The organism is Litorimonas sp. WD9-15 (assembly GCF_050271975.1).
In the GTDB taxonomy this organism is placed as follows: domain Bacteria; phylum Pseudomonadota; class Alphaproteobacteria; order Caulobacterales; family Maricaulaceae; genus Litorimonas.
On record NZ_CP189850.1, the window covers coordinates 2,308,015 to 2,327,887 of the forward strand.

Annotated in this window: 20 protein-coding genes and 1 tRNA gene; 7 read left to right on the top strand and 14 right to left on the bottom strand. The window is 52.2% G+C overall.

The annotated features are described in order from the left end of the window. Positions 1 to 11 precede the first annotated feature (11 nt). Genes ACP9M6_RS10765 through ACP9M6_RS10775 form a run of 3 tightly spaced genes read left to right on the top strand, consistent with a single transcriptional unit; the run spans position 12 to position 1,471 of the window. Positions 12 to 749 (top strand): DUF481 domain-containing protein, encoded by a 738-nt coding sequence (locus ACP9M6_RS10765; protein ID WP_427450989.1) that lies wholly within the window; start codon positions 12 to 14, stop codon positions 747 to 749. A gap of 15 nt (positions 750 to 764) precedes the next feature. Next, positions 765 to 1,262, top strand: coding sequence for a SixA phosphatase family protein (locus ACP9M6_RS10770; protein ID WP_427450990.1), 498 nt, complete (start codon positions 765 to 767; stop codon positions 1,260 to 1,262). Then, positions 1,259 to 1,471 (top strand): hypothetical protein, encoded by a 213-nt coding sequence (locus tag ACP9M6_RS10775; protein ID WP_427450993.1) that lies wholly within the window; start codon positions 1,259 to 1,261, stop codon positions 1,469 to 1,471. The genes ACP9M6_RS10770 and ACP9M6_RS10775 overlap by 4 nt, the downstream gene beginning before the upstream one ends. 165 nt (positions 1,472 to 1,636) lie before the next feature. On the opposite strand, the gene ACP9M6_RS10780 is transcribed toward ACP9M6_RS10775, so the two are convergent. From ACP9M6_RS10780 to ACP9M6_RS10790, 3 genes are all read right to left on the bottom strand, one after another. Then, a complete protein-coding gene (locus ACP9M6_RS10780) occupies positions 1,637 to 2,050 on the bottom strand; it encodes a hypothetical protein (RefSeq protein ID WP_427450995.1) in 414 nt (137 codons plus the stop codon). 73 nt (positions 2,051 to 2,123) lie between these two features. Then, positions 2,124 to 3,452 carry a glutamate--tRNA ligase gene (gltX, locus tag ACP9M6_RS10785; RefSeq protein ID WP_427450997.1) on the bottom strand — a complete coding sequence of 443 codons (1,329 nt, stop codon included), beginning with the start codon at positions 3,450 to 3,452 and terminating at the stop codon, positions 2,124 to 2,126. Further along, positions 3,452 to 5,122 carry an NAD+ synthase gene (locus ACP9M6_RS10790; protein ID WP_427450999.1) on the bottom strand — a complete coding sequence of 557 codons (1,671 nt, stop codon included), beginning with the start codon at positions 5,120 to 5,122 and terminating at the stop codon, positions 3,452 to 3,454. The genes gltX and ACP9M6_RS10790 overlap by 1 nt, the downstream gene beginning before the upstream one ends. A gap of 298 nt (positions 5,123 to 5,420) precedes the next feature. On the opposite strand from ACP9M6_RS10790, the gene ACP9M6_RS10795 reads away from it, so the two are divergent. Next, positions 5,421 to 5,495, top strand: a tRNA-Ile gene (locus tag ACP9M6_RS10795). Positions 5,496 to 5,963: 468 nt separating this feature from the next. Next, entirely contained in the window at positions 5,964 to 7,109 is a 1,146-nt protein-coding gene (locus ACP9M6_RS10800) for a slipin family protein (RefSeq protein ID WP_427451001.1), read from the top strand. A 46-nt stretch (positions 7,110 to 7,155) separates the two neighbouring features. Here ACP9M6_RS10800 and ACP9M6_RS10805 read toward each other — a convergent pair whose 3' ends face one another. Beyond that, positions 7,156 to 8,682, bottom strand: a complete 1,527-nt coding sequence (locus ACP9M6_RS10805) for a serine hydrolase domain-containing protein (RefSeq protein ID WP_427451003.1) — start codon at positions 8,680 to 8,682, stop codon at positions 7,156 to 7,158. Then, positions 8,679 to 9,584, bottom strand: coding sequence for a Gfo/Idh/MocA family protein (locus tag ACP9M6_RS10810; RefSeq protein ID WP_427451005.1), 906 nt, complete (start codon positions 9,582 to 9,584; stop codon positions 8,679 to 8,681). The genes ACP9M6_RS10805 and ACP9M6_RS10810 overlap by 4 nt, the downstream gene beginning before the upstream one ends. A 274-nt stretch (positions 9,585 to 9,858) precedes the next feature. Here ACP9M6_RS10810 and ACP9M6_RS10815 point away from each other — a divergent pair, with 274 nt between their 5' ends. After that, positions 9,859 to 10,131 (top strand): HU family DNA-binding protein, encoded by a 273-nt coding sequence (locus tag ACP9M6_RS10815; protein WP_427451007.1) that lies wholly within the window; start codon positions 9,859 to 9,861, stop codon positions 10,129 to 10,131. Positions 10,132 to 10,199: 68 nt separating this feature from the next. On the opposite strand, the gene ACP9M6_RS10820 is transcribed toward ACP9M6_RS10815, so the two are convergent. The 5 genes from ACP9M6_RS10820 to glmU form a co-directional block, all read right to left on the bottom strand. After that, on the bottom strand, positions 10,200 to 11,579 hold the full coding sequence (locus ACP9M6_RS10820; protein ID WP_427451009.1) for a class II 3-deoxy-7-phosphoheptulonate synthase: 1,380 nt from the start codon (positions 11,577 to 11,579) through the stop codon (positions 10,200 to 10,202). A 99-nt stretch (positions 11,580 to 11,678) separates the two neighbouring features. Further along, complete coding sequence (gene gor, locus ACP9M6_RS10825; protein ID WP_427451011.1) at positions 11,679 to 13,067, bottom strand: glutathione-disulfide reductase; 1,389 nt, start codon at positions 13,065 to 13,067, stop codon at positions 11,679 to 11,681. 26 nt (positions 13,068 to 13,093) lie between these two features. Then, the gene (locus ACP9M6_RS10830; RefSeq protein ID WP_427451013.1) at positions 13,094 to 13,555 is read right to left on the bottom strand and encodes a hypothetical protein; all 462 of its coding nucleotides are present in this window, start codon (positions 13,553 to 13,555) and stop codon (positions 13,094 to 13,096) included. An 8-nt stretch (positions 13,556 to 13,563) separates the two neighbouring features. Next, positions 13,564 to 14,268 carry a ribose-5-phosphate isomerase RpiA gene (gene rpiA / locus ACP9M6_RS10835; RefSeq protein ID WP_427451015.1) on the bottom strand — a complete coding sequence of 235 codons (705 nt, stop codon included), beginning with the start codon at positions 14,266 to 14,268 and terminating at the stop codon, positions 13,564 to 13,566. Beyond that, positions 14,265 to 15,617 (bottom strand): bifunctional UDP-N-acetylglucosamine diphosphorylase/glucosamine-1-phosphate N-acetyltransferase GlmU, encoded by a 1,353-nt coding sequence (glmU, locus tag ACP9M6_RS10840; RefSeq protein ID WP_427451017.1) that lies wholly within the window; start codon positions 15,615 to 15,617, stop codon positions 14,265 to 14,267. Before glmU ends, rpiA begins: the two co-directional genes overlap by 4 nt. Before the next feature lie 77 nt (positions 15,618 to 15,694). On the opposite strand from glmU, the gene ACP9M6_RS10845 reads away from it, so the two are divergent. Further along, positions 15,695 to 16,393, top strand: a complete 699-nt coding sequence (locus tag ACP9M6_RS10845) for an HAD-IA family hydrolase (protein WP_427451019.1) — start codon at positions 15,695 to 15,697, stop codon at positions 16,391 to 16,393. 6 nt (positions 16,394 to 16,399) lie between these two features. On the opposite strand, the gene ACP9M6_RS10850 is transcribed toward ACP9M6_RS10845, so the two are convergent. The 4 genes from ACP9M6_RS10850 to ACP9M6_RS10865 all read right to left on the bottom strand — a co-directional run bounded on the left by ACP9M6_RS10850 (position 16,400) and on the right by ACP9M6_RS10865 (position 19,856). Then, on the bottom strand, positions 16,400 to 16,600 hold the full coding sequence (locus tag ACP9M6_RS10850) for a phosphoglycolate phosphatase (protein ID WP_427451021.1): 201 nt from the start codon (positions 16,598 to 16,600) through the stop codon (positions 16,400 to 16,402). A 416-nt stretch (positions 16,601 to 17,016) separates the two neighbouring features. Further along, positions 17,017 to 17,826, bottom strand: coding sequence for an aspartyl/asparaginyl beta-hydroxylase domain-containing protein (locus ACP9M6_RS10855; protein WP_427451023.1), 810 nt, complete (start codon positions 17,824 to 17,826; stop codon positions 17,017 to 17,019). 11 nt (positions 17,827 to 17,837) lie between these two features. After that, a complete protein-coding gene (locus tag ACP9M6_RS10860) occupies positions 17,838 to 19,058 on the bottom strand; it encodes a class I SAM-dependent methyltransferase (protein ID WP_427451024.1) in 1,221 nt (406 codons plus the stop codon). Positions 19,059 to 19,100: 42 nt separating this feature from the next. Then, positions 19,101 to 19,856, bottom strand: coding sequence for a sugar phosphate nucleotidyltransferase (locus tag ACP9M6_RS10865; protein ID WP_427451026.1), 756 nt, complete (start codon positions 19,854 to 19,856; stop codon positions 19,101 to 19,103). Between the last annotated feature and the right edge of the window lie 17 nt (positions 19,857 to 19,873).

Sequence of the window (19,873 nt, forward strand, 5' to 3'; positions counted from 1 at the left end):
AAGACTGTAACATGTTCTCCCGCCTCGCCATTCCGCTCGTCTTGTTATTCGTGCCGCTGACGGCACACGCGCAGGAAGACGCCGGATGGACGGGCGAATTTGCCCTGAATGGGTCCGCGACAACGGGCAATAATAAGACCACAGATGTCGGCTTTGCCACGAAAATTTCCAATCGTGGCAGCGACTGGCGGCATAATTTCAAAGCCAGCGCAGATTATGGCCGCAATAGCGGGAACACAAATAAGCGTCGCTACCGTCTCGGCTATAAAATAGGACGTGACCTCGCCTCGCGTGTCTATGGCTTTGCCAATGCTGATTATTATAGCGATGATTTTGGCGCCTATAAACATGGCCGTTTTCTTGGCGCGGGTGTCGGTTATTCCGTTCTCGTCGACGGTCCGACACTTTGGCGATTGGAAAGCGGTGCAGGTTACCGTTCGCAGAAAGCGCGCCTCGCAGCCGGCACACCCGGCGGTGAAGCCAGTCGGGAGGAGGAATTTGCCTCCGCCAGACTCTTCTCTGATTTTGAGCATCTTTTTCATGAAAATTTCAAAGTCACAAACGATACGGAACTCTTCTATTCTGACATTGACACGTTCTTCATCAATGAAGTCGCGGCCACCTCCAAAATGTTTGATCGCCTCGCCCTGCGTGTCAGTTTCCGCGTTGAAACGCATACAGATGTCCCTGAGGGTCGTGAAAAGACCGACACGATCAGTCGCATCGGGATTGTCTACACCATGAAATAGGCGCAGAATGGGAACATGTTGTCCCACTTGCTCCTGATGCGTCACGCAAAATCCTCTTGGTCGGACGGAAGCCTAAGCGATCACGAGCGCCCATTGAATGAACGTGGCAAAACCGCGGCGACCAATGTTGGCGCGGCGCTCACGGCCAGAGGCTACGCACTCGATACAATATGGAGCTCTGACTCTAAACGCACGCGCGAAACGGCGATGCGCCTTATCCGCGTTACACCGGGGGCGCAGACCGTCAATTATACGCCGGACTTCTACCATGCGGGCGTCCAAGATGTTCTGCGGGTTTGCGGCATCACGCCGGAACCTGACGGCGCATTAATGCTACTGGGGCATAATCCGGGTTGGTCGGACCTCCACCACTATTTCACAGGGCAGCCCCATGATTATCCGACGGGGGCTTGCACAGTTCTGAAACGCGTCCCGAAAGGCCAGAGCGACTGGCTAGACCCGAAAGCGTGGCGATTTGTCGATCTTATTTTACCGCGAGATCTGGAAGCATGAGGTCCGGCAAGACGTCGGCTATTATCCGGCTCGCTCTCTCAATCTTTTTCTTCCCCGCCGTCTTTGGCACCATGATCTGGCTCTGGATGACCGGGCAGCATTGGGTATGGGGTGTTTTAGTGATTGCAGCCGTCTTAATCTTTGATCCGATCTACCGGATTATCGGAGGCTCAATTTTAAGCTGGCGACCACATCCACGCGACAAATAAAAAAAGACCCTGCGCCTGGGGAAGACACAGGGTCTATAAAAATTTCGGGCCAAGGGGATAGACCCGAATAGCGTCAACCAACAAGGGACCTGCAGTCGGTTAACAACATAGTTACGCAATACCTTAGCAAGTCAGATTTATCCGCAGTTAAAATTTTGCGGGTTTTTAACCCAGCTTTCCACCGACGCTCAGCAGCGTGTCCTCGCGCCGCAGCATCCAGAGCAAGCCCATCGCAGCCGCAGCGGGAATAGCGGCGAGGAAGAGTTGGTTAAAGCCTTCGGTGCCCATGATGTAGGCCGGCAAAGCAATCAGAATTGCGCCCGCATGAAGAATAAAGACGAGGCCGTAGCTCACGGATTTCTTCAATCCGATAAGAAACGCAATGAGCAAAGCCATCCAGAATACGCCAATCACAAGCCCCAAGGAGTCGGACAGGCCGGAGACGTGGTAGTATTTTTTGGCAATCCCGCTCGCGGATTCAGGACTCGTAAATCGCATGATCTGCCAAGGCAGCAGGAAGTAGAAAATAGAAAGCCGCGTCAGGAAAAGCGCAGGTTTCAGGAATTTAGTTTCAGTCATAGCAAGTCTCTCAATTGATTTGCGCGCCCCCTAACAGGAACGTGCATCAACTGGGAGACACGAAAACGAGAGCCTAAGCCGTTTCGCCGTGCAGACGCGCTTTCGCTTTTTCCGCACCGAGCAGGACCAGCATATCATCCATGGACGGACCATGCGCTTGCGCGGTTAGAGCGAGGCGGAGCGGCATGAACAGCCCCTTTCCCTTACGACCTGTCTCAGTCTTCAAATAACCGATGAGTTCGGACCATGTTTCCGGCAGGACCGTGTCGGGCAGAAAATCCGCTGCGGCGTGACAAAAGTCTTTGTCTTCCTCCGCAATCTCACCCGCCATGGGTTTCAGGACGATATCGGCCCAGTCATCAACGTCGGAGATTTTCTCGATATTCGCGCGAACGATATTCCAGAACGCGGCATCACCCGGCACGCGGTCCGCGACGGCGTCATAATGCGTTTCATGGAGGAGTTTGGCGTTGAGAGCTGTCAGGTCTCTTTCATCAAATCGCGCGGGCGCACGGCCAATCTTGTCGAATGAAAATTCTGAGGCCAGCGCCTCAAGACTGTGACGAATTTCAACCGAATCCGACGTTCCGATTTTTGCGAGGAGCGACGCAATCGACATCGGTTCAATCCCCTGCTCCCGCAGTTCCAACATGGAGAGCGAGCCGAGGCGTTTGGAGAGTGATTTTCCATCCGCACCAACGAGGAGCGGCGTATGCGCGAATTGCGGTAGATGGTCTGAGAGCGCTCGAAAAATTTCAATCTGCGCGCCACTATTCGTGACGTGATCTTCGCCGCGAATGACATGCGTGATCTTGGCCTCAATATCGTCGACAACACTGGGTAATGTGTAGAGATAGGACCCGTCGCCGCGAATAAGGACCGGGTCAGAGAGCGAAGACATGTCTATCGTCTGATCACCGCGCACCATATCCGTCCACGTCACCGTCCCGCCGGAAAGTTTAAACCGCCAATGCGGGGTCCGCCCTTCCGCTTCATAGGCGGACTTTTGTTCATCCGTCAGCTCCAGCGCCGCGCGATTATAGACAGGCGGTTTGCCCGCAACGCGCAGGAGTTTCCTCTGGCGGTCGAGTTCGTCCGAAGTTTCATAACAGGCATAGAGCAGACCGTCGGCTTTCAACTTCGCTGCCGCTGCGTCATACATGCCGAAACGCTCGGATTGTTTGAACGTCCTGCCCCATGTCACGCCGAGCCATGACAGGTCATCTTTGATGCCCTGCTCAAATTCCGCCGTAGACCGTTCCAGATCCGTGTCATCAATGCGTAGGATGAAGGTCCCCTGCTCTGCCTGCGCGAATAGCGCATTCATCAGGGCGGTACGGACATTGCCGACATGGAGGCGACCCGTCGGGGACGGCGCAAAGCGAACAATAGGAGTGGACATTAAATCTCACCTTCAGGAATCTTATCGCGATAGCGATTTGTGATCGGGTAGCGGCGGTCGCGCCCGAAATTCTTTGTGCCGATTTTCACACCCGGTGGCGCTTGGCGGCGTTTATATTCAGCGATGTAGAGCAGATTTTGAATCCGTTTCACATCCGCCTCGCTATGGCCGCGCAGCAATATCTCTTCAATCGGCAATTCCAGTTCGATGAGGCACAGCAATAGATCATCCAGCACGTCATATTCGGGCAAGCTGTCACTGTCTTTCTGGTCATCGCGGAGTTCTGCAGAGGGTGGTTTTGTAATGATACGTAACGGAATGGGGGCATCCGCGCCGAGTAGGTCTTCCGGTGTATTCGCATTCCGCCAATGGGCGAGTTGGAAGACTTCGGTCTTATAAACGTCTTTCAACGGATTATATCCACCGCACATATCACCATAGAGCGTGGCGTATCCCACGGCCATTTCCGACTTATTGCCCGTTGTCACGAGCATCGGTCCGAACTTGTTGGACAGTGCCATGAGGGTCAGGGCGCGGCTGCGGGATTGGATGTTTTCTTCCGCCGTTGAGGGTTCAAGATCACCAAAAAATGGCGCTAACATTTCATCAAATGCGTCAATCGCGGGCTTAATCGGGATGGAATCGTAACGACATCCTAGACGTTCACAGCACTGTTCCGCGTCAGTAAGTGAGTCGCCGGATGTGTATTTCGTCGGCATCATAACCGCCCAAACCCGGTCGGGGCCGAGTGCATCAACGGCAATCGTTGCCGCCATGGCACTATCTATACCGCCGCTCATGCCCAAAATAATTTGCTTGAAACCGTTCTTATTGACGTAATCGCCGAGGCCCAAACACATGGCACGCCAGTCGGCTTCATAACCGGAAAGTTGGACTTCCTGTTTGGCCGCGACGCAAGTCCAGACACCGTCAATTTTCTCCCATGTCGCGACGTCGTAATCGTCCACAAAGCTCTTGAGCGATTGAACGATTTCGCCGGTGGCTGACATCGAAAAACTCGACCCGTCAAAGACCAATTCATCCTGCCCGCCGACCTGATTCACATAGACGAGCGGGAGGCCTTCGGTGATAACTTTATCGCCCATCGCCGCCGCGCGTTCCGACAATGCCGTACGCCGCCACGGGGAGCCATTCGGAGAAATCATCAGTTCCGCGCCGGCGCGGTCCAAATGCGCCGCAACCGTGTCTTGCCAGAGGTCTTCGCAGATCGGGAGGCCAATCGAAACACCATTAAAATCAATAGGCTGAGGCAGTGGACCTCGTGTGAAAACACGGGCCTCATCAAAGACACCGTAATTAGGCAAATGATGTTTAAACCGAATATCCGTGATCTCTCCACCCCGCATAAACAGCGCCGCATTATAGAGATTTCCGTCCGCTTTCCACGGCGCGGAAAACACGATTGCGGGACCGTTTTTCGTCGCTTTCGCGAGACGCTCACAGGCGGTTTTGCAATCCGTCACAGCGGACGGGCGCAGGACCAAATCTTCGGGCGCATAACCGATAATAAACAGCTCTGAAAAGACGATAATATCCGCGCCATCCGCTTTCGCTTTGGCGTAATGATTTTCCGCTTTTTTCAAATTGCCGGGGATATCCCCGACGACCGGATTAGCTTGGATGGAGGCGATTTTGAGACGTGTTGTCATAGGCCTCACGCCATAGCCCTGCCCGCCCGCTTTGGCAAACAACGCAGAAAAGTTTTTTTATTTTTCCGCTTGCCAAAAAATAAAACCGCCACTAGACGCCGCCTCCCGCTGCTTCGGTAGCTGAACTTCTACGGTCCGGATTGTTTGAATTCCGGCCAGTGCGGTCTGTCCCTGACGGTTTCGTATGCTGTGAGTCGGTTAGCGTGTTGCGGGTGTTTGTGTAGCCAAGCGGTTAAAGGCAGCTGACCTCACAGTCAGTCACTTATGTGTACGCAGGTTCGAATCCTGTCACAAAATAACAACTGTAGCTCAGAGGAAGAGCACTGAACTTATAATTCAGCTGTCGCGGGTTCGACTCCCGCCAGATGTACCACGGGATGCCCATACGGGCTTGGGTTCGACTCCCAACAAGCGACTGTAAATCGCTTTCCATAACGACGTTCCGGGTGGACGTCAGGAAGATAGATACGGTTGGTAATTTTGGATGGGCTTTCCCTTGGGCGAGCTGTGTCTGACTGCGCCTGCCTCTCTACTTTCCTTACAGATTAGACCGACCTCGCGGTGGCCCGCTTTGTGCGCCCCTCGTGTCGGGCACAGACATGGTTCGGCCCGTATGTGGGTGTGTCGCGCCAGACCTGTGTCCAAACTTGCGGCCCGCATCTGCGGTCCCCGTGGGTCCGTCGCGTCTGCGTCAGCGTCTGCCCGGGCGTCTGAGTTTTACCTCGCGGCCCTCATGGGGAGGACCGCCTTCACCGGGACGTTCGTCCCCTCAACCCAACCGGACAATCCTGTCCAACCGAAAGGAACGTCACACGTGCAATAACTGCGAAGGAGAAATGCTATGACCAAAGTGACACATAAAATACTCGGCCTCGAAGCCATCGTCCCCGAAACCGAACGGGCCATCGTCCTGAAAGACGGTGTGTTCGATTCCGTCCTGACACCCGGACGGCACATGATTGGCCATCTCGGCAATCAAACCAAGTTCGAGGTCAAAGCCTATACTTTGAGCAAGGACGCGATCCATAGCGACCTCCTGAGCACATTGTTCCGGAACCATCCTGACGCGCTTGGCACAATTCTGACGACTGTCGAAACGGGCGAAGATGAAATGGCAATCCTGTCCTTGGACGGCACGCCCCGGCTCATCGTTGCGCCTCTGTCTCGGACTATGGTCTGGACGGATGCGGGTCTCTGGTCCGTCGAGCGGGTAAATCTCGCCGATGGTTTCGTCATGACGGACGCGTTGTCGAAGCGGTTGATGCGGGTCTCCTCGGACTTCATCAAACGGTTCAAAGTTGAGCACGGTCAAGTCGGATTGCTGCATGTTGACGGAAAGCTGGTGGGAGACCTCTCCCCCGGTGGTCACGCACTCTGGTCCTACGGTAAGGTCATCTCGGTCAAACTCGTCGATACGCGGGAACACGCGCTCGATGTCACGGGCCAAGAAGTCTTGACGAAAGACCGGGTTTCGATCCGGGTGAACCTGTCGGCGACATACCGGGTGACCGACCCTGTGAAAGCCGTCACGGAAGTCAAAGACTTCCACGATGCGCTTTACCGGGCGCTCGGCGCGGCTTTCCGGTCCTCCCTGGCGACCAAAACGCTGGACGCGGTTCTGGCCGAAAAAGGCGCGGTGGATGCGGAAGCGTCAGCCACGGTTGTCTCGGACATGGCCAAAGCCGGTATCGCGGTTTCGGGCATCACGCTGAAGGATATCATCCTGCCCGGCGAGATGCGGGACATCCTAAACACGGTTGTATTGGCCGAAAAGGAAGCCGAAGCCAACGTCATCCGGCGTCGGGAAGATGCGTCCGCGACGCGGGCGCTGCTCAACACCGCCAAAGTCATGTCGGATAACCCCGCCATGATGCGGCTGAAAGAGCTCGAAGCGCTGGAAGGCATCGCCGAGAAAGTCGGCACGCTGACCGTTCACTCAGGCACAAAAGGCCTGATGACGGAAATAGCTTCGCTGTCGGCGGAGTGATGGAAGCGAATCAAGAGTGACCCGTCCCTGCGACAGTGGGGGCGGGTCAACCGTTAGCAATGCACATTTTTACTTCTTCCCTTAATTCTTGTGTAATCTCTTCAGAACCAAAGTTTTTCCAATCCACTTCACCACCAAATATGTTTTTGAGATCGTCTAGGACTTCAGATTGTGCTTCTTGAAAGCGAAAATTATGATCTCCTTCATATTTAATCGCATCCATTGTCCGCATAAGTGTTTTTACAGCCTCATTGACCATTACATCAACATCTGTTCCCTCTGGGATAGTCGCTGGAGTAAGCTTAACTGTAGTAGAAATTAAACAGCGGGTCGAAACTTCAAGACTTTTTTTTGTCTGTGAACGCTTACGGAATTCGTCCGCCAAACTCCGGAACATATCAATATTTAGGTTCACACTGTGCTGACCATTACTTTGGGTTTGCGTAAATTCGCGGTCTGCCGCATTTTTCGCAATCACGATATTCGCGCTTGGATTGACATATATATATTGACCGTAAATCCCGACGGCAAAGAAATCGCCCTTATTCGGGCCTTCCTGCGGCATTGGCACCCACCATTGATAGCCATAACCCGTGCCACGAATGGGATGGACATTCGGTGAATGATTTGTTGTTGAGTCCGCAACCCAATCTGCCGGAACAATCTGTTCGCCTTTCCATTCTCCCCCTTGCAAAAATAGCTGACCAAACTTCGCGTAGTCGCGCGTGCGCAAGTTCAGCCCACCAAGCGCAAAGGCTACATCATATCCATCCGTCATGTAATATGGCGCTTTACCCATTCCGAGATTATCGCCATAGGTTTCTTCCCAAAGCTGATGCAGGGACTTTCCTGTGACTTTGCGCAAAGCCATCGCTGCAACATGGGTATCAATCGAGACATATTGCCAGACTGTACCCGGTTCATAGTGGCGCTCGGTCAGCGTCTCCGTATATTTATCCATCGACCCGCCGAGACCAAGAACGCGGCCCATATCATTGATATCGGATTTCGGGTCCATATAGTCTTCGTTAAAACGCACACCGCTGGTCATATTCAGGATATTCGCGACTGTCGCGCCCTCATAAGCCGTCCCGATAAGTTCAGGAAGATAGACTTCAATTGGTTTTGAAATATCCATCAGACCGTCTTCAATCGCCTGACCGTAAAGGCCGGACATAAAGGACTTCGCGACCGACCAACTTATCCGCAAGTCGTCTTTCTCTGTGCCGAGATAATAGCTCTCATGGATAAGCTTGCCGTCCTGAATGATGACAAGTGCCGTTGTATCCAGTTCTTTCAGAACATCGGAGAGTTGTAACGCTTCGCCCTGTATCGTCACGGTCTCGGGGATTGGTCGAATGTCTTCTTCCCACGGTTCAGGCGTTCCGATTTTTAAATCATGATGGAGAAAGGCGGAGTCCATAGACGAGAAGTTCGTCACGATCTTATCCTCATCAAACAGCGTGTTGACGGTTTTTAATCGATTGATCGTGGTCCAATTCAACGCGATCAGAATGCCCGCCGCCAGAAATAAGAGCAGAATGCCAATTCCGATTTTCTTCATCAAACTCATGCTTGATCCCCATCTATTTGCGCGGCCACCCTCACCGCGATTAATCCATCCGCAGCAGACACCAGAACGGGCGTCCCTTCCAGCACGGCCTCGACAAAGATATTCGTTGCCGCGCCGAGACTGTCTTTTGCACGCGGGTCATCCCCAAAATTTGCGTTCAGATCGAATGGCGTATCATGTGTGAGTTTCTTTGCATTGAAATCAATCTCAACCGCGCCGGATGGATAGGTCAGAACCATGCGACGCTGCGGCGTTTCCGTCACGCGACTGGCCCGCAGAACAGCCTTCGCTTCGCTATAGATTAGCGTCACGTCTGCCTCATCCGGTGTTTTTGATTTTACCGCTTTCGACTGGCCGGAAACATCATCAGGCGCTGCACCGAAGAGAGCCGTACAAAGATCAATATCATGCGTCATAAGATCCATTGTGACCGATGTATCAGTCCCGCGTTGTGAATAACCATTGGCACGGATAGCCTCGACACGAAGTGGTGTCTCTTTGACCTTATCCAAACCAATCGCGCGAAGGACCATCCGCTCTTGATGACCGACCTGGACGATGAGGTTACTCCGTTGGGATAACTCTAAAATCCGTTCCGCTGCACTCACACCTACCGCCAGTGGTTTTTCAATGAGGCAATGGCACCCCGCCTCTAACGCTTGGATTGCCATGCCTCCATGGAAACTCGCAGGGCAAGCAATGACCATGGCGTCGCACTGAGAGACTAGCGCCTCTGCATCCATTGCGCCAACCTTGTGTTTCTTAGCGAGCGCCGCCGCGCGACCCTGATCAAGGTCATGGACCCCGACAAACTCCAAACGCGGGTGCACAGCGAGTTTATTCGCGTGATATCCCGCAAAGACGCCAGCACCAATAAGGCCAATTTTTAAACGTTGTGTCATAGGGTCTTAACGCCCTCTGACCACGATTTTGCAAGAAAAAAGGGAGAATCACTTGCGACAATCCGTCCGATAAGGGGCTGTAATTCCGGACGTTTCAGCTTTTCATGGATGCTCCAGCTACGATTTGAACGGGTTTTAAACAGAAAAACGGTCCAAAACCTCTCTAAAACCCAATAAAACCGTAGTTTTTAGTGACTCATTAACTCCAATCGCTAGGGTCAGCATCAACTATCCGGCAAAAGATTCGGAAGTCTCATCACTAGGGAGATCCAAGATGAACAAAAAAGAACTCATTAGCGCAATCGCAGACCACACAGGTTCCACACAAGCGGTTGCCGGTGACATGCTCAGCGCATTCATCGAAACTGTCACAAACGAAATGAAGCAAGGCGACGGGTCCAAAGTTGTCATTCCCGGCTTTGGTCAGTTCATCGCAAAGCATCGCGAATCCCGCGAAATGCGCAACCCAGCCACAGGCAAAATGATGATGTCAAAAGCCAAGACATCCGCATCATTCAAGCCGGCGGCGGCGCTGAAAGACCTCTAGGGCTTCGTTAGATAGATATGAAAAAGCCGCCTCTAGGGCGGCTTTTTTTTGATTTAATTTGGAATAATTTAGCCTGCAAGACGCGCGGCCTCTTCCTTCCGGTAACTACCGAGTTCCTCAGAGATCAAAAACGCCAGCTCCAAAGCCTGGTTTGCGTTCAAACGCGGGTCGCAATGCGTGTGATAACGGGAGGACAGATCCTCTTCGCGCACGGCCATGGCCGAACCGCCCAGACATTCCGTCACGTTCTGTCCTGTCATCTCGAAATGTACGCCGCCTGGCCAGCAGTTTTCGCTATGGAGGACCTGCATAAATTGACGGACTTCAGTTAGGATGTAGTCAAACGGGCGTGTCTTGAACCCACTATCCGTTTTAATTGTGTTGCCATGCATCGGGTCGCAAGACCAGACGACGTGACGGCCCGCGGCTTTCACAGCCCGCGCGAGGCTCGGCAGGCCTTTCGCGACTTTGTCGTGGCCATAACGGGCAATCAAAGTCATACGACCTGGGATATTTTCGGGATTGAGAACATCGAGAAGTCGCAGGAGTTCATCCGATTCCAACCCTTCCCCGATCTTCATCGCAATCGGGTTTTCAATCCCGCGCATGAATTCGACATGAGCATGGTCCAGTTGACGCGTACGGTTCCCGATCCAAAGCATGTGCGCAGAGGTGTCATACCAACGGCCCGTCGTACTATCGATACGGGTCATGGCTTCCTCATAGCCCAGCAGCAAGCCTTCATGGGATGTATAATAATCCGTCGCGGCCATTTGCGGCGTAGAGTCCGGAGTCACGCCACAGGCTTCCATGAAGTCCAGCGCGTCTTCGATTTTCTCGCAGAGTTCCTTATATTTTTTCGTCTGCTCTGACCCGTCGACAAAGCCGAGTGTCCATTTATGGATATTACGAAGGTTGGCGTAACCGCCCGTTGAGAAAGCCCGCAGTAGGTTCAGCGTCGAGGCGGACTGTCCATAGGCTTTGAGCAACCGTTTCGGGTTCGGCGTCCGTGATTTTGGATCAAAGGCCATCGCGTTGATATTATCCCCGCGATAGGACGGGAGTGTCACACCGTCGCGAACTTCGACGGGCGAACTACGTGGTTTGCCAAATTGTCCGGCAATGCGACCCACTTTGACAACAGGCTGACCCGCGCCGTAGGTCAGCACGACAGCCATTTGCATCATAACGCGAAACATATCGCGTAAGTTATCAGGATGAAATTCCTTGAAGCTCTCAGCGCAGTCCCCGCCCTGCAGCAAAAAGGCTTTACCCATGGCCACATCACCGAGACGGTCACGCAGACGACGCGCTTCCCCCGCGAAAACGAGTGGCGGATAGCCCTTCAATGTTGTCTCGACTTCCGCAAGCTTATCCAGATCCGGATAATCTTCCGGAATATGTTTGGCAGGTAAGGCTCGCCAGCTGGAGGGGGTCCATTTTGTCATGTCTTCAATTCCTTCGCGCGAAAACGTTTCGCGACAGACCTTTATCTATAACGATATTGGCAAAAAATGCCTAGACTCCATGTCAGTCTAATCAAACCACTAGGAGACGACAGTCGTTTTGTTAATTTCACGGGGCTTCAGTGTGACAATCTCTTCTGAAATTGTTGGATGCACGGCACAGGTCGCGTCAAAATCGGCCTTTGTCAGGCCCGCCTTCACACAGATACCAAGAATTTGGATCAGCTCACCACTGTGATCGCCGACAAGGTGAACCCCAATAACGGTTTCCTCATCGCCCTTGGTGATCAATTTCATAAAGACGCCTTGCGGATCACCCGACAAGATATTCTTCATCGGACGAAATTTTGTCGAATAAACCGTGACAGCGTCGCCATGTTTCTTACGGGCTTGCGCTTCAGTCAAGCCAACAGTCCCGACCGGTGGTCGTGTGAAGACCGCACTCGCAATCTGCTCATGATCATAAGCGGTCGGATTGTCTTTATAACGTGTCTCGATGAAGGCCATACCTTCGCGAATGGCGACGGGCGTTAAGTTCATGCGGTTGGTCACATCGCCAACGGCATAGATGTTATCCGCTGTTGTCTTAGAAAATTTATCGACTTTGACAGCGCCGCCATCCTCAACTTCGACACCCGCATTTTCTAAGCCGAGACCGGAGGTGTGCGGCTTACGGCCCGTCGCCATAAAGACGAGGTCTGTGCCGATTTTGGAACCATCATCAAAGGTTACGATATATCCGCCCTGCGTTTCCTTGATCTCTGTCGGACTGATATTGAATTTTAGATCAATTCCGTTGTTTTCTTGGACAAGCGCGACCTTATCGCGAACTTCCGCATCAAAACCGTTCAGCAGGCGTCCCCCGCGATAGGCCTGCACGGTCTTCACGCCAAGGCCCGCATAAATGCCCGCAAATTCACAAGCAATATAACCGCCACCAATGATCAGAACACGTTCCGGCAATTTATCGAGCGTGAAGGAATCGTCAGAGACGATCGCATGTTCGATCCCCTTAATCTCGGGTGCCCAAGGCCGGCCACCAACAGCGATGAGAATTGTCTCTGCCGTAATCAGCTTTCCGCTTTTGGTTAGACGCACGGTGTGATTGTCGACAAATTCCGCGCGCTCACGGAACACCGTCGCGCCGTTCTTCTCAAGTATTGTTGAGTATATACCAGACAGGCGAGAAACTTCTTTCTGAATGGCATCCCGTAGTGTTGGCCAATCGAAAGACGTCTCGCCGAAGCTCCAGCCATAGCCCTTCGCTTCCTCCAAACTCGCACCGTAATCCGCACCATAGACAAGGAATTTTTTCGGAACACAGCCGCGAACAACGCAGGTTCCGCCAGGCAAGCTTTCCTCTGCCACGCCGACACGTTTACCAAGCTGCGCCGCCATGCGACCAGAGCGGACGCCACCGGAGCCCGCACCGATGACGAAAAGGTCAAAGTCATATTTTTGATCGGTCATGAGGGCTTAATCCTGTTATTTGTTTTCTACCGTCGACGACGCCGGCGTCTTTGTGAGCTGTTCGTTGAGGAGATAGGAACGCCTTCTCCATTTAACAATTCAAGAATGCGTGCTGTCCGCGCTTTTACGAACCGCATCGTGATATTATTCACGTTCATCATGTGAGATGAGGTTGGATTATTCAGACCTTGCCGAAAATCGTTAACGGTGCTTTCCAACATCCATTTTGGTAGCGCCTCTTGAAAATTATATGCGAGCCGTTTTTCGGCGCCCGCATCCAATGCCTGGCTAACGCGCTTATACGCGTCTTCTTCGGGCATTTTATCCCCAAATGAAAAATGGCCATGATAGTCTTCATCAAAGAGAGTTGAGAGATCAAAGCTCTCCGCGATTTCACGTGCATATTTAAGGCGCTTATCATGATCGCGATCTTGAACAAATCTCACGATTGCGACGATGATGATGCCTATGAATATCCAGACTAACATCTGAACGCTTAATCCCGAGCAAGCTCAATGACGCGAGCATGATCGGCTTCGCCAACGACGATAACATCCGCGAGGTCAATAAATAGGCCATGTTCCATCACCCCCGGAATTTGACTGAGCGCTAAAGCTGTATCCGCCGGATTTGGAATTTTACGACACTTGCTGTCTAGGATGTAGTTCCCACCATCTGTAATAAGTGGGCCTGAGCCGTCTTTCATTTGACGCAGGACAGTCTGCGCTTCCTCACACCCCGTCGTCTTCAAAGCATCGAAGACCTGTTCCGCCGTCAAGGCCATACCAAAGGGGTCAACTTCGATAGGCAATGGGAATGCGCCCAGCATCTCTACCATTTTTGTGCCGTCGACGATAACGATCATACGGTCAGACGCGTGGGCGATAATCTTCTCCCGCAGGAGACAGGCGCCTCCTCCTTTAATAAGATTAAAGGCCGGATCGACTTCATCCGCGCCATCAATTGTCAGGTTAATCCGGTCAACCTTATCCGGTTCCGCTAAAGGAACGCCTGCCTCTATCGCACATTCAGCGGTCCGTTTGGATGTTGGAACACCCACAATTTTCATGCCACCCGCAACGCGGTCACCCAAGGCTTCGATAAAAATTTCAGCTGTTGAACCGGAGCCCAGTCCCAAAGTCATGCCGGATTCGACGAACTCCAAAGCAGCCATGGCTGCATTTTCTTTAACGACACTCATGACTTTTTCTTCTGTTTTAGCTTTTCTTGAACAGCGCGGAAACGTGCGCCCCAGCCATCCTTATTAACTTGTTTCGACCGCGCGAGCGCAAGCGCATCATCAGGTACATTCTCGGTCACGACTCCGCCGGAGCCGAGAAATGCGCCAGCACCGATTGTAACGGGCGCGACAAGCGAACTGTTCGAACCGACAAAGGCCCCGTCTCCAATGATGGTCTTATGCTTGTTATATCCATCATAATTGCAAGTAATCGTGCCTGCGCCGACATTGACACCCTCGCCCAATTCCGCATCACCAACATAGGAAAGGTGATTGATTTTACTGCCTTTTCCGACAATAGCTTTCTTCGTTTCCACGAAGTTTCCAACTTTCGTATTTTCCGCCAAATGCGTTCCGGGACGGAGGCGGGCAAATGGTCCGATCTGCGCATTCTCTCCAATGTCTGTACCTTCAATATGGCAGAAACTATGGATTGTCGCGCCCGAATGGACGGTAACACCCGGACCAAAGACGACATTCGCATCAATGCTGACATCCGGTTCAATCATTGTATCATAGGCGAAGAAGACGGTCTCAGGATGTTTCAAACTCACACCACTACGCATAGCGTTCTCGCGCATAACGGTTTGAAATGCTGCCTCTGCACGCGCGAGATCAGTCCGGTCATTGACACCGAGCACTTCGGTTTCCGGCGCATGAACGACTGTGGCGGCTTTTTTTTCTCCGCGCAGAATTTCTACGATATCTGTGAGATAATATTCGCCCTTGGCATTGTCATTTGTGACACGGTCACAAGCCCCAAAAAGATCAGCGGCAGACGCCGCCAAAACGCCCGAATTACAAATCCCTATCTTTAATTGCTCAGGTGAAGCCTCTTTCGCCTCAACGATGGCGTGGAGGTCATTTCCGTCCACGACCAAACGGCCATAGGCGGCAGGATCTTCCGGTTCAAACCCAAGGACGGCGAGAGAATGAGTCTCAAACGCTTTGAACACGCCCTCTAGGGTCGGAACAGAAATTAACGGCGTATCCGCATAGAGCACGACAACATGACCGTCGAAATCCCGCAGGGCCTCCTTCGCACATTGCACGGCGTGGCCCGTCCCCATCTGCGGTTCCTGAATAGCAATATCGAGACCGAGGTCGCGTGCGGCAGCTTGGACATCCACATTGCCCTCCCCGACAACACAGACAATCCGTTCAATCCCCGCATCACGGGCCAGCGATGTCACCCAGTTCAACATGGGGCGCCCGCCCACAGGATGTAGGACTTTCGAGCGAGCGGATTTCATCCGCGTGCTTTTCCCAGCGGCAAGAATGATGGCGGCGCGTTTAGTTGCAGTGTTCATAGGACTCATCTAATCGGAATTTCTTAGTGGAGCTAGCGTATCGCGCGACAGACCGCACGGATTTTCGAAAGCTAAATATGCAAAAACTGCCTGCGCCCCTTTTATCAGGTCTCAGCATCGCTTTTGATCTCGACGGGACTCTTGTCGAAACAGCGCCAGACCTCGTTCGGGTGACGAGTGAAGTCATTGCGACACGTGGACACGGACCTGTTAACTACAAACTCGCCCGGGCAGAAGTCGGATATGGTTCACGTAAAATGCTGCGCACGGCTTTGAACGCCGTTGGCGATCAGGTGAACGAAGCCGATATGGATGATTTGCAAGCGCTGTTCCTAAAACTCTACGCCGACAGCCTCGACCACCTCTCGCATCCTTTTCCCGGCGTTGAAGAGACGCTCATCACATTAAATGCGCTGGGCGCAGAACTCTCAGTCTGTACAAACAAACCCGGCTGGCTCGCCCGACCCTTAATGGAAAAGCTCAACCTAAGTCGTCACTTCGTAAGAATTATTGGGGGAGATGATGTCCCACGCAAGAAACCGGATGCGGATCATATTTTCGCGGCCGTGGGGCACCGCAACAGTTGTCGCATCATCATGGTCGGGGATAGTTGGCCGGATATGCGGTCCGCGCAAAATGCTAAGGCTTTTCCGATCCTTATGACCTATGGCTATACGCCCTTACCCCAAATACGATTAAGGGCCGGATCACGATTATCGCGGTTTCGCGATATCGTGCCGACCCTTCAAGCCCGCATATCTGCAGGCCGAATTTAGTTCGATTTAACCGAAATTTTCAGTCGAATTCGTTGGAACGCCGTTCACGAGGTTAGAGCGGACATCTGTCCGCGCGGAGCGCATGGAGGCTAAAAATCCACCTTGTATCAGGTTCACACGGACATCATGTCCACGTTCCGCCCAATAGGCTTCGATTTGCTCTTTCAAGCGTTCTGCGCCTTCGCGCGTGCAATAATCACCTTTCATAACAAGGCCCTTTTTTATGTTAGCAGCGGGTCAATCTGACCGCGCCCGCGTTTGTTACTTCCCTTACCAATAAAGTAAGAAGCCTCAGTTCGTATTCAATCCGAATTATAGGGTTTTCTTATAAAAATTGGTAATCTTCGCGGAAACTGCGTTTAACATGCAAGTCCGCATTGACTTGCGGGGCTATAACTCTGGCGGGCTTTTTTGCAAGTGAATAACAGTGAATATTATCATTCAAACCTAAATAAATTTGAATATTAATAAATAACTTCTTCTGAATTCTAGCCCGAGATTACCGAGATAAAAGCGCAAGAATTTAACGGGCGATCATATCTTTATCGAACGGATTATCGAAAAGACGCAATCCAAATTTTCGAAAAATCGATTGGCCACATTACTGCCCTTATTGACCCGCCTTAACCCGCTGGGTCGCTCATCGCTTCCATATTGGCATCGGCTTGTTTGATTGCCGCTTCCAGGCGTTCTTCAGCCGTTTGTAGGTTCTTCTTCGGATCCTGATAAAAGGCCGTGAGCTTCATAATGTTGAGAAACGTCTTGTTCAGCACGCGACCGCCTAGCTTCATTGGACGGTCGAAATCGAATAAGAGAATGACGCGCTCTTCGTCGGTGTCGTTCCAGACCTCGTGCTCATAGGTGTCGTCAAACACAAAAATCTCCCCCTCTTTCCACGGCGTGATCGTATCATCGACGCGAATGCGACACTGCTCACGATCCTTTGGGATGATGAGCCCGAGATGGGAGCGCAGAATACCCTTGGTCACACCTTTATGGGCGGGAATATGATATCCGGGCGCGAGGATAGAGAACATGGCCGTCTGAAGATTCGGCACTTTTTCGAGAATATCAGAGGTTTTCGGCGCTAGTGCCGCATTTTTCTCCAACCGTTGACCAAATCCGAACAGCACGAATGTTTTCCAGTTATTCTCTGTTGAGAGACGGTACTGGTCCGGCGAGACTTCGTGAAATGTCGGAATGGCATCGCGGAATTTCAGGACCTCACGCGCTTCCACCTGAATGGTTTCCCAATTCTCAGTGAAATCCTTCAGGAATGGGAAGTGATCATTCGCGATCTTGGGCGTGTCGGGCACTTTAGATTGTCCACTTTGAAACTTCGCAATTTTGCGCACGAGTTTCTTGCCATTCCGTTTGACGAAAGCCCGGCGTGGGTTGGTCAGATGTTTGGGTTTCTCAACAGGTGTAGCCATAATTTGGCGCTTTACCCCTGCGCGCGTTCTTCGTCCACCATGTAATCCCGCGTGACGGGCAGCGCATGCACATCCTTTGTCAGCTGGATTTGGAAATTCATATGTTTGCCGAGTTGGAATGAGAGCTCCGAGATGGAGAGGTAAAATTCCCACATGCGGAAGAATTCTTCCCCCATCATCTCAACGATTTCGGCCTTTTGCGCCTGACAGCGCTTATTCCACTCAGCCAGCGTGTAGGCGTAATGAAGGCGCAGGATTTCACAATCCGAGACCCAGAGTCCCGCCTTCTCAATTTCAGCAAATGTTTCGGATAAGGCAGGAGAATATCCACCCGGGAAAATATATTTTCGGATCCACGCACCGGTCGTGCCGGGACCACCCTTCCGGCCAATCGAATGCACAAGAGCGACGCCCTCATCCGTTAGCAATTCACGTATCGTCTCAAAATATTCGGCAAAATGCCCGATCCCAACATGTTCGAACATTCCGACAGACACGATGCGGTCAAAAGGGCCTTCAACATCGCGGTAATCCTGCAATCGGATATCGACGAGATCTTCGAGGCCAGCGTCTTTCACCCGCTCTATTGCGAGGCTGTGCTGTTGAGTCGACAGTGTAACGCCCACGACTTTGACGCCGTGTTCTTTCGCAAGATGCATTGCCATGCCGCCCCAGCCACACCCGATATCCAATACGCGCTGCCCGGCTTTCAGGTCCAATTTCGCCGCGATATGGCGCTTCTTGGCGAGTTGCGCCTCTTCCAGTGTCATGTCTGGGTCAGAGAAATAGGCGCAGCTATATTGCATGTCCTCGTCGAGGAACATTTTATACAGCTCGTTCGAAATATCGTAATGCGCCTTGACATTGGCCGAGCTGGCCGCGCGCGGATTGCGTTGATGCCAGCGTTTGATTTTCTTATTCCACGCTTTGACTTTCGACCGAATAGGCCCTTTGCGGAGGCCGTCACGATTATTTGCGAAGACAGTCAGGAAATCATGGATCGTACAGTCGACCATTTCCAAACGGCCATCCATATAGGCTTCGCCCGCCACAAGTTCTGGGTTCTTCACTAACGCCATTGGAAGCGCAGTATCATTGATTTTGATTGTGGCCGATGGCTCTCCGCCTGACCCATAGGTGGTGGACGTGCCGTCAGGCAATATAACGGTCAATGCACCCTTCGATACGAAGCGCTGCATGACTTTATCTAATAGAGTAGTACCGAGTCCCATCTAAACGTTTTAGCCGAGTCTAGAGCTGACTCCAATCACGTTTTAGATAACAGCGAAGCGTTGACGCGCCATTTCGGAATTTCCAAACAGCGAACGGCAGATTTCGTAATCTTCCGGCGTATCCAATTCGGACCAATCGGCACCTTTAATGTTGATTGTATCGATACGTTGTCCGGCCTGTGCCAGTCCGTGGATCGCAGACAAGAACCAGCTTTTCGTGCCGTCACGTGTCTTCATCAGGCGTTTGAGCTCATTGCGGAATGTCTTGGTACCCTCACCCATAAAGCGAAGCATGCCGATGGATTCGCCGTCAGTTTCGGTCAATGGTAACGTCTTACCAATCGCCGTCAGACGCGGCCCATCGAGCGTGACCTTCATGTCGTCGCCGTCATAATAACCCTTCTGGTCAATCGTGACGGCAATATGTGTTTTCGGTGCCGCAAGAATCGTTTGGAGCAATTCCGGTGAGAACAGCGTATCGCCGTTAATGAGAAGGAAATCTTTCTTCATCGACTTTCGTGCCATCCAGCAAGAAGCCAGATTATCTGCAACTTGGAAGAAAGGGTTATAAAGCGTTTTGACCTTCGGCCCGGATTCACGCGCATCAATTTCGGCTTTGACCATGTGGCTATTAAAGCCCGTAATGACGGTCGCTGTTTTGACCCCATGTGCGAAAAGTGTGTCCAATTGCATACCCAAAACGGTCGTATTCCCGATGGGGAGAAGACATTTCGGCAAATTTGTTGTCAGCGGCAGGAGGCGTGATCCGCGGCCTGCGGCGAGAATAATAGCGTGCATTGAAAATCCAGCCTGTA

Excerpts from the sequence above, each read along its gene's own strand:
- ACP9M6_RS10765 (WP_427450989.1), top strand. The coding sequence starts at position 12 with ATGTTCTCCCGCCTCGCCATTCCGCTCGTCTTGTTATTCGTGCCGCTG.
- ACP9M6_RS10770 (WP_427450990.1), top strand. The coding sequence starts at position 765 with ATGTTGTCCCACTTGCTCCTGATGCGTCACGCAAAATCCTCTTGGTCG.
- ACP9M6_RS10775 (WP_427450993.1), top strand. The coding sequence starts at position 1,259 with ATGAGGTCCGGCAAGACGTCGGCTATTATCCGGCTCGCTCTCTCAATC.
- ACP9M6_RS10780 (WP_427450995.1), bottom strand. The coding sequence starts at position 2,050 with ATGACTGAAACTAAATTCCTGAAACCTGCGCTTTTCCTGACGCGGCTT.
- gltX (WP_427450997.1), bottom strand. The coding sequence starts at position 3,452 with ATGTCCACTCCTATTGTTCGCTTTGCGCCGTCCCCGACGGGTCGCCTC.
- ACP9M6_RS10790 (WP_427450999.1), bottom strand. The coding sequence starts at position 5,122 with ATGACAACACGTCTCAAAATCGCCTCCATCCAAGCTAATCCGGTCGTC.
- ACP9M6_RS10800 (WP_427451001.1), top strand. The coding sequence starts at position 5,964 with ATGACCAAAGTGACACATAAAATACTCGGCCTCGAAGCCATCGTCCCC.
- ACP9M6_RS10805 (WP_427451003.1), bottom strand. The coding sequence starts at position 8,682 with ATGAGTTTGATGAAGAAAATCGGAATTGGCATTCTGCTCTTATTTCTG.
- ACP9M6_RS10810 (WP_427451005.1), bottom strand. The coding sequence starts at position 9,584 with ATGACACAACGTTTAAAAATTGGCCTTATTGGTGCTGGCGTCTTTGCG.
- ACP9M6_RS10815 (WP_427451007.1), top strand. The coding sequence starts at position 9,859 with ATGAACAAAAAAGAACTCATTAGCGCAATCGCAGACCACACAGGTTCC.
- ACP9M6_RS10820 (WP_427451009.1), bottom strand. The coding sequence starts at position 11,579 with ATGACAAAATGGACCCCCTCCAGCTGGCGAGCCTTACCTGCCAAACAT.
- gor (WP_427451011.1), bottom strand. The coding sequence starts at position 13,067 with ATGACCGATCAAAAATATGACTTTGACCTTTTCGTCATCGGTGCGGGC.
- ACP9M6_RS10830 (WP_427451013.1), bottom strand. The coding sequence starts at position 13,555 with ATGTTAGTCTGGATATTCATAGGCATCATCATCGTCGCAATCGTGAGA.
- rpiA (WP_427451015.1), bottom strand. The coding sequence starts at position 14,268 with ATGAGTGTCGTTAAAGAAAATGCAGCCATGGCTGCTTTGGAGTTCGTC.
- glmU (WP_427451017.1), bottom strand. The coding sequence starts at position 15,617 with ATGAACACTGCAACTAAACGCGCCGCCATCATTCTTGCCGCTGGGAAA.
- ACP9M6_RS10845 (WP_427451019.1), top strand. The coding sequence starts at position 15,695 with ATGCAAAAACTGCCTGCGCCCCTTTTATCAGGTCTCAGCATCGCTTTT.
- ACP9M6_RS10850 (WP_427451021.1), bottom strand. The coding sequence starts at position 16,600 with ATGAAAGGTGATTATTGCACGCGCGAAGGCGCAGAACGCTTGAAAGAG.
- ACP9M6_RS10855 (WP_427451023.1), bottom strand. The coding sequence starts at position 17,826 with ATGGCTACACCTGTTGAGAAACCCAAACATCTGACCAACCCACGCCGG.
- ACP9M6_RS10860 (WP_427451024.1), bottom strand. The coding sequence starts at position 19,058 with ATGGGACTCGGTACTACTCTATTAGATAAAGTCATGCAGCGCTTCGTA.
- ACP9M6_RS10865 (WP_427451026.1), bottom strand. The coding sequence starts at position 19,856 with ATGCACGCTATTATTCTCGCCGCAGGCCGCGGATCACGCCTCCTGCCG.